The organism is Halanaerobium hydrogeniformans, assembly GCF_000166415.1.
In the GTDB taxonomy this organism is placed as follows: domain Bacteria; phylum Bacillota; class Halanaerobiia; order Halanaerobiales; family Halanaerobiaceae; genus Halanaerobium; species Halanaerobium hydrogeniformans.
The window spans coordinates 119,463-131,466 of the sequence record NC_014654.1; the positions used below are offsets into that span (position 1 = coordinate 119,463).

At 33.0% G+C, this 12,004-nt stretch carries 12 protein-coding genes and 1 pseudogene; 11 read left to right on the forward strand and 2 right to left on the reverse strand.

Annotated elements, in window-relative coordinates:
- Nucleotides 1-22 precede the first annotated feature (22 nt).
- The 3 genes from HALSA_RS00550 (at nt 23) to HALSA_RS00560 (ending at nt 1,997) form a co-directional block, all read left to right on the forward strand.
- Complete coding sequence (locus tag HALSA_RS00550) at nt 23-712, forward strand: phosphoribosylaminoimidazolesuccinocarboxamide synthase (RefSeq protein WP_013404699.1); 690 nt, start codon at nt 23-25, stop codon at nt 710-712.
- Between the two features lie 127 nt (nt 713-839).
- Nucleotides 840-1,520, forward strand: a complete 681-nt coding sequence (locus HALSA_RS00555; RefSeq protein WP_013404700.1) for a hypothetical protein — start codon at nt 840-842, stop codon at nt 1,518-1,520.
- 153 nt (nt 1,521-1,673) lie between these two features.
- Nucleotides 1,674-1,997: a J domain-containing protein gene (locus tag HALSA_RS00560; RefSeq protein ID WP_013404701.1), complete on the forward strand. Its 324-nt coding sequence runs from the start codon at nt 1,674-1,676 to the stop codon at nt 1,995-1,997.
- 351 nt (nt 1,998-2,348) lie between these two features.
- On the opposite strand, the gene HALSA_RS00565 is transcribed toward HALSA_RS00560, so the two are convergent.
- On the reverse strand, nt 2,349-2,576 hold the full coding sequence (locus tag HALSA_RS00565) for a hypothetical protein (protein ID WP_013404704.1): 228 nt from the start codon (nt 2,574-2,576) through the stop codon (nt 2,349-2,351).
- A 302-nt stretch (nt 2,577-2,878) separates the two neighbouring features.
- Here HALSA_RS00565 and HALSA_RS00570 point away from each other — a divergent pair, with 302 nt between their 5' ends.
- The 7 genes from HALSA_RS00570 to HALSA_RS00600 all read left to right on the forward strand — a co-directional run bounded on the left by HALSA_RS00570 (nt 2,879) and on the right by HALSA_RS00600 (nt 9,132).
- Complete coding sequence (locus tag HALSA_RS00570) at nt 2,879-4,240, forward strand: MATE family efflux transporter (RefSeq protein ID WP_013404705.1); 1,362 nt, start codon at nt 2,879-2,881, stop codon at nt 4,238-4,240.
- Nucleotides 4,241-4,253: 13 nt separating this feature from the next.
- Nucleotides 4,254-4,709, forward strand: a complete 456-nt coding sequence (locus HALSA_RS00575; RefSeq protein ID WP_013404706.1) for a deoxycytidylate deaminase — start codon at nt 4,254-4,256, stop codon at nt 4,707-4,709.
- A gap of 48 nt (nt 4,710-4,757) precedes the next feature.
- A complete protein-coding gene (gene tsaA, locus HALSA_RS00580) occupies nt 4,758-5,273 on the forward strand; it encodes a tRNA (N6-threonylcarbamoyladenosine(37)-N6)-methyltransferase TrmO (protein ID WP_013404707.1) in 516 nt (171 codons plus the stop codon).
- Nucleotides 5,266-5,604: a hypothetical protein gene (locus HALSA_RS00585; RefSeq protein ID WP_013404708.1), complete on the forward strand. Its 339-nt coding sequence runs from the start codon at nt 5,266-5,268 to the stop codon at nt 5,602-5,604. Before tsaA ends, HALSA_RS00585 begins: the two co-directional genes overlap by 8 nt.
- Nucleotides 5,605-5,795: 191 nt before the next feature.
- Nucleotides 5,796-6,956: an ATP-grasp domain-containing protein gene (locus tag HALSA_RS00590; protein WP_013404709.1), complete on the forward strand. Its 1,161-nt coding sequence runs from the start codon at nt 5,796-5,798 to the stop codon at nt 6,954-6,956.
- Nucleotides 6,957-6,967: 11 nt separating this feature from the next.
- On the forward strand, nt 6,968-7,717 hold the full coding sequence (locus HALSA_RS00595) for an esterase family protein (RefSeq protein WP_013404710.1): 750 nt from the start codon (nt 6,968-6,970) through the stop codon (nt 7,715-7,717).
- Nucleotides 7,718-7,803: 86 nt separating this feature from the next.
- Nucleotides 7,804-9,132 carry an alpha/beta hydrolase gene (locus tag HALSA_RS00600; RefSeq protein ID WP_013404711.1) on the forward strand — a complete coding sequence of 443 codons (1,329 nt, stop codon included), beginning with the start codon at nt 7,804-7,806 and terminating at the stop codon, nt 9,130-9,132.
- A gap of 213 nt (nt 9,133-9,345) precedes the next feature.
- On the opposite strand, the pseudogene HALSA_RS13395 reads toward HALSA_RS00600, so the two are convergent.
- A pseudogene (locus HALSA_RS13395) lies at nt 9,346-10,667 on the reverse strand (ISNCY family transposase).
- Nucleotides 10,668-10,835: 168 nt separating this feature from the next.
- Between HALSA_RS13395 and HALSA_RS00610 the strand changes: the two are divergent.
- Complete coding sequence (locus tag HALSA_RS00610; RefSeq protein ID WP_013404712.1) at nt 10,836-11,993, forward strand: ROK family transcriptional regulator; 1,158 nt, start codon at nt 10,836-10,838, stop codon at nt 11,991-11,993.
- Nucleotides 11,994-12,004: the final 11 nt, after the last annotated feature.

Consider the following 12,004-nt stretch of genomic DNA (forward strand, 5'->3'; position numbering starts at 1 on the left):
TAATTGAGGGGGAAAATAAGCAGTGGAAATTATTTATGAAGGTAAGACTAAAGATGTGTATAAATTAGAGAATGGGAATTATCTATTAAAATTTAAAGATGATCTAACAGGTGAAGATGGAGTTTTTGATCCAGGAGCTAACTCAGTTGCATTATCTATAGATGGAGCAGGTCAGGCAGGGCTTGGACTTACTAAGTTTTTCTTTGAAAAGCTAGCAGAAAAAGGAATACCAACCCATTATATAGATGCAGATATTGAAAAAGCAACTATGACTGTTAAGGCTGCTGAAGTATTTGGTGAAGGACTGGAAGTTATCTGTCGTTATAGAGCAGTTGGAAGTTTTTTGCGCCGTTATGGTAAATATGTTGAAGATGGGGAACAGCTTGATGCTTATGTAGAAGTTACCTTAAAAGATGATGAACGCGGTGATCCTCTGATTAATAAAGATGCTCTTGCCATGCTTGATATATTGTCTAAAGCTGAATATAAGAAATTGAAAGAGCTGACAAAAAAGACAGCAGCTGTTGTTAAAGAAGAACTAGCTAAAAAAGATATAGAATTATTTGATATAAAATTTGAGTTCGGCAGAGTTGGAGAAGATAAAGAAATTGCTCTTATCGATGAAATTTCCGGTAGTAACATGAGAGCATATAAAGATGGAGAGTATATTGAGCCTTTAGCTCTATCAAAAATAATGCTCGAAGAAGAATAGTTCAGTTATTTTTATAAATCCAACTATCATTTTGTTCTTTGATGCAGGATTATTTTAGCAAATATTCAATTATAAAATAAGAAGTAATTTAATTAAGGGCTTTATATCATTTGGAGGGGAAGCCAAAATGAAAAAAAATGCTAATATTTTAATCATCTTGTTTGTCCTATTTCTTACCCTAGCAGGTTCTTCAATCTATGCTGATAGTGGTCTTGATGAAGATATTGCTCAAAGAATTGATAATCCCAGTGATGTCTATGAACTACTTGATTCTTTTAAAATGATGGAGGGAAATTGGTTTGTAGAAAGAAATAGTGATGTTTTAGAAGAAGTCGATTTTATTTATAACTATTTAGGAAGTGAAACAATTCAGGGTAGAGAAACTGAAAAGATATCATTAGAAATAATAGATAGGAATAAAAACTCAAATCTAATGTATTTTTGGCTTGGTGATGAAGAGGTTCAGCAGATTGAAATTGAAGGTCAAATAATCCCCAAACAAATGGCTGATATGATGACAGATGATCTTTTGGCAACTGTGTTTTCTCCAATTACTTTTTTTAGTAGATCCCAAATAGATCAGATTAGTCAATTTGGAGAGGTAGACAGACTAAGTGAAAATATCGGTGGTAATGATTTAGATATAATTAGAGTAAGAGCTGATGAATTGCCAGAATATGAACTTGAATCTGCAGAAATAAAACTCGCTGATTTTGAAGATTTTCTAATAGTAGTTTTTTATGAATACTATAGATCAGATATTAATGAAAATGTTCAATTTGAAGTGACAGATTTAGAGCTTCGTTAAAACATTTACTTTACAGTCAGCTTAAGGCTGGCTGTTTTTTCTTTTCCACAGATTATAGCTGATTCTTATTTTGTTATAAATTGTAGTTTAATTCATAGTTTCTTATTTAGTCAGCAACTATAATAGATATAAAGCACGAGGGAGGAAGTAGCTATGAATGATGATCAATTGACTCCAGAAAATATCATAAAAGCTGCAGAAATATTGAAACTAAAAAATAAAGAATCAATGTTAGAGATAAAAAATAAGTACAGAAGCTTGGCTAAAAAGTGGCATCCAGATACCTGTCAAAAAAAGCAGAAAGTATGTGAAGAAAAAATTAGAGAAATCTCATGGGCCTATAATATTATTAAAAATTATTGTGATAAGTATTTATATGATTTTAAAAAAGGGGAGATAATCGATAATCTTCCCAGAGATATTCAAGCCCAGGAAAAACTAAAAAGGCAGTTCAAAAACGGTCCACTCTGGAGTTAAAGTTAAAAATATAAAGATTCTTTAAAAATGTAATGTATTATACATTAATCTTGCTCAGATTGTTTATAATGTATTTATAATATAATTAGCCTATAAGATTATAAAACTATAAGAGGTGATAAAATGATAAAAGAAATTCAAAGATTTATTTTCAAAATGGCTGAAGCAGAAATGCAGGCAAGAGGTTATAAGGTTGATCATAATAAAAACAGAGAAGAGGTATCAATATAAGATGAAAAAAACAAAAGAATTTACATTAACAATGATGCTGCTTAATCCAAGCTGGACAGTAAATGGTGCTGACAAAGATAGCTGGAATTTTTAATAACAAGCAAATAACTAATGAACTTATTAGAACTCCCTTGATGAAGAGTTTTTCTCTTTCCAAAGGGAGTTTTTAAAATTTTTACTCCCATAATAAGCCTGTACTTCTTGCAATTTTTTTAGCTTCTTCATAAGAATTTTAATCCTTTCTTCAGAACTTTTTGCCTGTTTGAACTCATCATCAGGTGATTGTTCTTCAGATATATTTTTTTCTAAATTTTTATTGTTTATTTGAATTTTTTCTTTTTTATCCATGATAATTAGCTCCTTTCTTATCTTAATATTTTTAATAAATATAATTATATCTACTTTTAAAAGGTAAAAGCAATATAATCTGAATTTATATAACGGTATACACATATTTTTCTGAAAATTAAAATTATCTTTACAGATCAGATTTTTTTAAGTGGTACAACAGTCAAGCTTTAATTGCTTTATTCGTCTAAGCTTGATAAAATTATATAAGCACTTTTTAAGATCTTAAGTTAAATAGAGTTTATAACTTTATTGAGAACAGATATTTTTAGTTTATTTATATTAGAGAAAGGATTGGTATTTTGAAATCGTCAACTAATAATCAACAGCAAATAATCGGTCAACCTATACTACCGACTTTATTGAAATTATCCTGGCCGATAATAATTGGTCAGGGGATGCACTTGATGTATCAATTAGCTGATACTTTCTGGGTAGGTAGATTAGGACCAGAATATCTTGCTGCAATTTCACTTTCATTTCCACTATTATTTATAGTTTATTCTATGGGAGCCGGGTTTTCTGTGGCTGGCGTAGCTTTGGTTTCACAATATACTGGGGCCGAAAAGCCTAAAATGGCAAGTAGAGCTACCGGACAAATATTTGTAGTGGCAATCCTTGTTTCTATTATTTTTACAGCTGCAGGACTATATTTTAGTGAGCCTTTGTTTATTTTGATTGGGGCAGAAGAAGAGGTTTTACCTCTTGCTTTAGAGTATTTTAGAATCTATGTTTCAGGTATCCCGATAATTTTCATTTATTATATTTTCTCATCAGTTTTAGAAGGAATAGGGGATACAATTACACCAATGAAGATTAAAATGTTTACGGTTGTTTTAAATATTATTTTAGATCCATTTTTAATCTTCGGTTGGAGTTTTTTCCCGGCAATGGGGATCGGCGGAGCAGCTCTGGCAACGGTTTTATCAAGGTTAGCTGCCGGAATAGCTGGAATCTATATAATGTTTTGGGATTTATCAGCAATTAAATTAAAGCTTAGAGACTTTTTTCCTGATCCAGCAATGATAAAAAAGATTTTTAAGATTGGAACTCCAGCAGCTTTGGGGGATTCAGCAATGGCTGTAGCTTTAACCGTAATGACTGCTATTGTTGCTGATTTTGGTACATTGACCCTTGCTGCCTGGGGGATAGCTAATAGGATTACTGCTGTAATAAGAATGCCAGCCTTCGGTATGGGTAGAGCTACCGGAATAATGGTGGGCCAACATCTAGGAGCTGAACAACCCTCTGAAGCTAACAAGGTATCATGGTTGGGAACCGGAGTGACCTTTGGGGTGATGTTAGTTGTGGCAGTGATGTTTTTGTTTATCTCACCCGGGTTGGTGGGCTTATTTACCGAAGATAGTTCTGTAATAAGTATTGGGGCTGAATATCTCAGAATTTCAGCTTTTGCTTTTGCCTTTTTAGGTGCCCAGATAGTTTTAAGTGGAGCTTTAAATGGTGCCGGGAAGACTATTTCCCAGACATTTTTTAGGCTTTTAACTCTATGGGTATTTCAGATACCTTTATCCTATTTATTTGCAAATCAATTTAATTTTGGGAGACAGGGTATCTGGTGGGGTATTTTTATTGCAAAAGTTGTTGGCCTACTGATTTTAATGGCCTGGTTTAAAAAAGGAAGCTGGCAGACTAAAGAAATATAAGGGAGTGATTTATTTGGAGAGACCGGATTGGCATGAATATTTTATGGAAATGGCTAAATTAGTTGCCAAACGAGCAACCTGTCTCAGGCGCAGGGTAGGGGCAGTCTTAGTAAAAGATAGAAAAGTATTAGCAACAGGATATAATGGAGCTCCAAAAGATATAACTCATTGTGAAGTTACTGGTTGTTTGAGAACAGAGCTGGATATTCCAAGTGGAGAAAGACATGAAATCTGTCGGGGTGTTCATGCAGAACAAAACTTAGTTGCTCAGGCTGCTTTTCATGGTGTTAAAACCGAAGGATCAACAGTTTATTGCACAAATCAACCCTGTATAATTTGCACCAAAATTTTGATAAATGCTGGGGTTAATAAAATATATTATGAAAATGCTTATGCTGATGAATTTGCAGAAAAACTTTTAAATGACTCAAATGTAGAGTTTATTCAGTATGAGAAAAAGAAAAGCTAATGAAGTGAACTACTTAGAAAATTAGTTAATTTAGAAAGGAGCAATTTAATGGAGATAACTTACAGAGAAATTGGAAAAGTCAGATCGGCTTTTAAAAACGCAGAGGGAACACCTATTCAGCCAACCGCAAAAGGTTCAGGAAAAGGAAGAATTGAATTAAAACCTGAATATAAGCCTGGACTAGAAGATTTAGATGGTTTTTCACATTTAATATTGCTATACCACTGTCATAAAGCTGGGAAGCCTTCTTTAACTGTTAAACCATTTATGGAAGATAAGCCTCACGGCATATTTTCTATTAGAGCTCCCAGTCGGCCTAATTCTATTGGCCTTTCTGTTGTTAAGCTAGAAAAAATTGAGGATAATATCATATATATTAAAGATGTAGATATACTTGATAAAACACCTCTGCTTGATATTAAACCCTATGTACCAGAATTTGATAGAAGAGAAAATGTTAAAATAGGCTGGTTAGAAAAAAATGTTGATAAATTATCTTCTATGGAAGATGATGGGAGATTTACAGATAAGTATAAAGATAAAGGGGATGATAAAAATGAATAAAACTGTCTTTTTCGCTTTTACTGGAAACATGATGTGTTTTCAGCATATTTTACTTAATGCTTTAGATTTGGATAGCAAAGGCAAAGAAGCGGCAATAGTTATTGAAGGAGAGGCTGTAACTTTAATGCAAAAGCTGGAAGAATCAAATAATAAGCATTATTTTGAGGCCAAAAAAAGAGCTTTAATTGATTGTATATGTAAGGCTTGTTCAGCTCAGCTTGGTGTATTAGAATATAATCAGGAGTTGGACATTCCTTTAAAGGGTAATATGAGTGGACATCCGGCAATGGAAAGTTATATTGAGCAGGGTTTCCAGGTTATAACCCTGTAAATATAATTTAATTTTATTCCCTGTCAGCTTTTAGGATTAGTCTGACAGGGTTTTGTTCTTAAAATAAAGTTTTAAGCTTAATATTGGGATTAACTGGGATATTTTATTTACAATTATTTAAATTAATGATAGAATTTAAATAATGCTATTAATAATAATTTTTAATTAGGATAAAAGAATGGAGGAGTTTTATGAATTTTGTATTTATATCGCCATATTTTCCGGGTAATTTTTATAAACTTTGTCAGGGTTTAAAAGCTGCCGGGATTAAAGTGCTTGGAATTGGAGATCTGGCATATGATGATTTAAGGTTTGAATTAAAAGAGGCACTAACAGAATATTATAAAGTGGATAATTTAGAAGATTATTCACAGCTTATTAGAGCATGTGGCTATTTCACCTATAAATATGGTAAGATAGATAGAATAGAAGCTAATAATGAGTACTGGCTGGAAACCGATGCCAGGTTGAGGACCGATTTTAATGTAGAAGGTTTAAAATTAGCTGATATTGAAAACATGAAATATAAGTCAAAGATGAAAGAGGTATTCAGAAATGCCGGGATTAATGTAGCCAGAGGTAAGGTTGTAGAGAGCATTGAGCAGGCAAAAGACTTTATTCAAGAAGTTGGCTATCCGGTTGTTGTTAAACCAGATAAGGGTGTAGGAGCAGCTGATACCTATAAACTTAATAATGAGCAAGATTTAAATGAATTTTTTGAGAATAAAGTAGATGTAGATTATATTATGGAAGAATATATACAGGGCGAGATTCACACCTTTGATGGCCTGATTGATAAAGATGGAAATGTAGTGTTTTCTTCGTCAATGGTTTATAAAGATGGAATCATGGAAACTGTAAATGAAGGACTTGATATGTTTTATTATATTCACCGTCAACTTCCAGAAGATATTGTAGAGGTGGGAATGAAAACAGTTGAAGCCTTTGATCTTAAAGAAAGATTTTTTCATTTTGAATATTTCAAAATGGATGATGGAAGTATAATAGCATTAGAGGTCAATGTAAGGCCTCCCGGTGGTTTAACCCTGGATATGTTCAATTATGCAAATGATATTAATATTTATAGACAATATGGAAATATAGTTGCTAATAATACTTTTGATGCTGATCTAAGTAGAAAATATAATTGCTTTTTTGTAGGCAGAAAGAATTTCATAGATTATAAAAACTCTATAGATGATATTTTAAACAACTATGGTGAATATATTTCTTTTCATGAACCTATAGCACCCATACTGGCTCCTGCTTTAGGAGATTATGGTTTTGTTTTGAGAACAAAAGACTTAGAAAAAGGTAAAGAAATAGTTCAATATGCGATAGAGAAAGTTTAGGAGGAAGTTTAGTGAAAATAGAATACAGAAATTTTTACAGTTCACATTTAAATAGAGATATGCCTTTTAAAATTTATGGGCATGCGGGGAAACCGATGCTTGTTTTTCCTTCATCAGGAGGAAGTTTTCATGAATATGAAGATTTTAATATGATCGATGCTATCTGGCCCTATATTGAAAATGGTAATATTACAGTTTATACAGCCAGTAGTGTGGATAATGAATCCTGGTTGAACCATGGCATGAACCCTCACGATATGGCAGTAATCCATAACAATTATGATAAATATATAATCCATGAACTACTGCCCTTTATTAAATATCATTCTGACTGGCAGGGAGGCCTAATGGCTTCCGGTTGTAGTATGGGAGCTTATCATGCTCTTAATTTTTATCTGCGCCATCCAGATGCCTTTGACACTGCAGTTGCTTTAAGTGGTATTTATGATGCAAGATTTTTTACAGGTGGGTATATGGATAAAGAAGTATATTTAAATTCACCGGTAGATTATTTAAAAGAACTAAATGATCAGTGGTATTTAAACCATTATCAGAAAAATAATCTAATAATTGCTGCTGGCCAGGGTCGTTGGGAAGAAGACACTCTCAGAGACACCCGTCTTTTGGATACGATTTTTGCTGAAAAAGGACTGCCAGCCTGGTTTGACTACTGGGGTTATGATGTTGATCATGATTGGCCTGCCTGGAGAGAGCAGATGCCCTATTTTTTAGAGAAACTTAAAGAAAATACTGTTATATAAATATTTAATAGAAAATAAAAGCCCTGGGCCAGCAAAAAGTTCAGGGTATTTTTTTAATTTTAAGCAAAAGGGGTTAAAGATAAATAATGTTAATAGATAATAGAGAGATAATATTAATCGACAACTTTTATTCCCATCTACTTGATAACTTTAGAAATATTAGGCTCTATTTACCACCTTCCTATGATAATTCTCCCAACAGAAACTATCCAGTATTATACATTCATGATGGACAGAATGTATTTTCTTCTGAGCATTCATATTCCGGTCAATCCTGGCAGCTTCACAAAACAACAGATGCTTTGATCAAAAACGATTTGATTGAAGAAATAATAATTGTGGCGATTGATAATATGGAGGAAGAAAGACTGAGTGAATATGCTCACGAGGATGGCTCATTTAAAGGAGAAGCTATCAAGGGAATAGGGGATAAATATCAGGCTTTTGTCATCGAAGAATTAATGCCTTTTATTAAAGAAAACTTAAGAGTTAAAACAGCTCCCAAAAACACTGCTTTGATGGGCTCTTCTATGGGAGGATTAATAACATTTAATATGGGTTTAAAGAGGCCGGATATTTTTGGCAAGTTAGCTGTAATGTCACCTTCTTTTTGGTGGGGTGATAGTTCACCACTGCAGAAATTAAATTTATATGATTTTGATAAACTCAAAAGCAGGATCTGGCTTGATACCGGTGATTCAGAAGGTAAGTTTATGGCTTTATCTGATAAAGAAATTGATAAACTGTTGGCAATAAGAGCCAACACCTCAGTAGACCTTTTTTATTATCTTGCTCCAGATGCGGTACATAGTGAAGAAGCCTGGGCCAGCCGGGTTCACTGCCCACTGCTTTATTTTTTCGGCAATATAGGTGAAAAAGAAAAACTTAAACTCCACGGGAGAGAAAGAATAGGTCTCAAAGGACCAGGGTTTAAAATTAATCCGGTTCTCTATTTTAAAACAGGCTTTAAACACACCATATTAGATGGGACATTTTCGTCCAGCAATAAGGATATAGTAGATATTGATCAAAAGGGTAATCTCTTGCCTCGAAAAAAAGGTAGAACCCAGATAAAGTTTAAAGCATTAGGGTTTAAGACATCTAAAAATATTGAGGTAATCGAAAAACTAAGCAGAGATGTTAAAGTTAAAATATCTCTCGAAGTAGCAAATGATTTTCAGGATGATATATATTTAGCTATTTCTGAGCCCCGGGAAATCAAATTGCAAAAAGTTAAAAAAAATAACTATAAAACAGAGTTAAAACTAAACAGAGATGAGATGATTAGCTTCAAGTTTAGTTTGGGAAGCTGGGAATTGATCGGAAGAGATGAAAACGGAGAAGAAGTAGGAGCTTTTTCTTTTAAGGCTACGAAGAATAAACGGCTTAAATTTAAAATTATAGATTTTAATTAAATAGAAATGCTATTAAACAAGTCATGACAGCAATCCTGTATAATTCCTTTATGATGGACAGATTGAATAATAAAAATCTGTTCCATTAGAAAGGGATTTTTTTTATGTTTTTCTGTCAATAACTTTTGAAAATGTCACTTTTTTATACCAATTTTATCTTGAGAAAATGTCACCCCCAAAGGGGAGATATGTTTGGGGTTTAAACCAAACATATCAGGCAATTTGAGTGAGAAATATTTTTTCCAGCATTTTCAGTATATCGTGATCACTGTCTTCAAAAGTTACTTTTGGCCAGGCTTGATGTCCATATTTATAATAATGCCCATCGTCTGGTCTGTATTTGTTATTAGAATTAGTTTTACTCTTTTTAACTTTTGATTTTTTATGTTCAGTCCAATGGATAACATCATAAATTTTTTCACCATATTGTGCTTTCACACCGAATTTAGGACTAAGAAGAACTTTGATTTTCGATTTTGGATAGACTGACATACTATTAGTAACGACCTTGAAGCGCTGATTATAAAAAGAAAAAGTTAGTCCATTATCAAGTATTCTTTCTTCCTTAACGCAAAGTATATTATCTATACAAATTTCTTCAGGAAGAGTTCTAAAAGCGCAAATGGTGTCTTCAGGTGCTACAGCAAATTTTTCATTAAATTTGATTAAGTAGTCAGCAAAAAACTCATTAGCCTGCTCGATAGTGGATATACCTGCTATCTTAAATTCAACAGGCAGTCTGCTTTGGAGAGTATCCCATAATCTTTCAATACGGCCTTTAGCTTGCGGTGAGCGTGCAGGGATCATAGTAATTCCCAAGTTCTTTCATGGCTCTTCCAAACTGAGTATCTTTAACAGTTTTACCCAGCAAGTTGTTCTTCAATTGTAAGTTTGTCTGCCTTAGGTGAACGGAAGATAGTATGTCTATCGGTATAAATACTGACGGGTATACCATAATTTAAGACCACAGATCTTAAAGTTTCAAAATATCCCTGTCGGCACTCGTTTTTAGTCATGTAAAGGCCCATTATTTTACCGGTAGAATCATCTATGGCACCATGAATGTCATATTTCTCTCCAGTACCAAACCAGTCGTGTGGACTGGCATCAATTTGGATTAATTGGCCTTCTTTTGCTTTGCGTTTACGACGGTGATGAACTTTCTTTTTGCGATGCTTTTTGGGACTTTTGACACCATTGCTGCTTAAAATAGTGTGAAGTGCGTTGTAACTAATGGTGATGTTTTCATGTTCTTCTAGTAATTCTTGAAAATGCATGAAGTTAGCACTTTGATACGAGTCTGATTTTTTCAGGGCAACAATTTTACTGACGAAATCCTCAGAAAAAGCATGACTAGGTTTACGACCTTTATTTTTATGAACTAAAAATGATGGACCTTCTTTTTTCACACCTTTCTTCAAACGAATTATTTGGCGAACACTAAGGTCTAAAGCCTGTGCAGCTTCTGAGTTGGTCATACTTTTATCAATGACCATAGAAATGACATGATACCTATTCAATTGTGTTTGGGACATAAGATAATATTTTTCTCCTCTCATAGTGACATTTTATCAAGATAATTTCACTATGACATTATCACAAGATAATCACATTTTTTTTATGTTTTTCTTTACATTTAAAATATTAAATGCTATAATATACTTAGTTAATTAAATTAATTAACAAAGATAGGAAGTGCTAAGGTGATAAAAAAAGGTAGTTTTAAAAATATGAAAAACTTAAATATGAAGAATGTTTTAACTTTGATTAAAGATCATCAGGGAATATCTAGAGCAGATATTGCTAAAAAAGTTAATCTTTCTAGAGCTGCCGTAACAAATATAGTAAACGAATTATTGGAATTAAAACTTGTTAAAGAGGTAAGAGCAGGAAAATCAAGTGGTGGTAGAAGACCAATATTACTTGATTTAAATCCTGATGGAGGCTATGTTATAGGTTTAGAATGGGGGATTTCTAGGCTTAAAGCAGTACTTTTAAATCTTGAAGCAGATATTTTAGCTGAAGAAGAAATAATCCCTATTGATAATAGTTTAAAAGAATACACTAAAAAGAGCTTTAATTTAATTGATAAATTCATATCTACTATAAAAGATGAGGATAAAATTACTGGAATAGCAGTTGGGATTCATGGTTTAGTTGATTCCCAAAAAGGAGTTTCACTTTTCACACCTCATTTTGGCTGGGGCAGAGTAGAAATTGAAGAGATTATTGCAGAAAAATTTGATTATCCAGTTTTTATCGATAATGATGTAAGGATGATGGCTGAAGGAGAGATCTGGCAGGGTAAAAAAGATTTTATTTTTATCAATACCGGTTCAGGTGTTGGGGCAGCCCTGGTTTTTAATGCTAAACTTCACTATGGGGTTAATAATGCAGCAGGAGAATTCGGTCATATTAAAATAACTGATGATGGCCCGATATGTGAATGCGGAAAAAAAGGCTGTTTAGAAACCCTCATTGCAGAAGAGAGAATTTTAAACAAATATTATAATAAATTAAATGTTGATATTAAAAGATCTGAGTTGAGTATCACCCAACTGCTTAAAGATTATAAAAAAGGTAGCATTAAAGCTGTAGAAACTATTCAAGAAACATCAGAATATTTTTCGCGGGGTATAGCAGATTTAGTAAACTTATTAAATCCAGAGGCTGTTGTAATTGGTGGTTTGTTTGCCAGTTATCCGGAAATCTTTCTAGATGAATTAAAAACCTCTGTTAGTGATAAAGCACTCGATTTAGCGGTAGAAAATTTAAATATTACAACCGCTCATTATGGTGAATACGCTGGAGCAGTTGGCGCGGCAGAAAAAGTTCTCAACAATTTTTTTGCGGTAGATTAAGATAATCGTTA

What these genes read in the sequence shown, in the direction of transcription:
- HALSA_RS00555 (WP_013404700.1), top strand. Translation starts at nt 840, where the DNA reads ATGAAAAAAAATGCTAATATTTTAATCATCTTGTTTGTCCTATTTCTT.
- HALSA_RS00560 (WP_013404701.1), top strand. Translation starts at nt 1,674, where the DNA reads ATGAATGATGATCAATTGACTCCAGAAAATATCATAAAAGCTGCAGAA.
- HALSA_RS00565 (WP_013404704.1), bottom strand. Translation starts at nt 2,576, where the DNA reads ATGGATAAAAAAGAAAAAATTCAAATAAACAATAAAAATTTAGAAAAA.
- tsaA (WP_013404707.1), top strand. Translation starts at nt 4,758, where the DNA reads ATGGAGATAACTTACAGAGAAATTGGAAAAGTCAGATCGGCTTTTAAA.
- HALSA_RS00585 (WP_013404708.1), top strand. Translation starts at nt 5,266, where the DNA reads ATGAATAAAACTGTCTTTTTCGCTTTTACTGGAAACATGATGTGTTTT.
- HALSA_RS00590 (WP_013404709.1), top strand. Translation starts at nt 5,796, where the DNA reads ATGAATTTTGTATTTATATCGCCATATTTTCCGGGTAATTTTTATAAA.
- HALSA_RS00600 (WP_013404711.1), top strand. Translation starts at nt 7,804, where the DNA reads ATGTTAATAGATAATAGAGAGATAATATTAATCGACAACTTTTATTCC.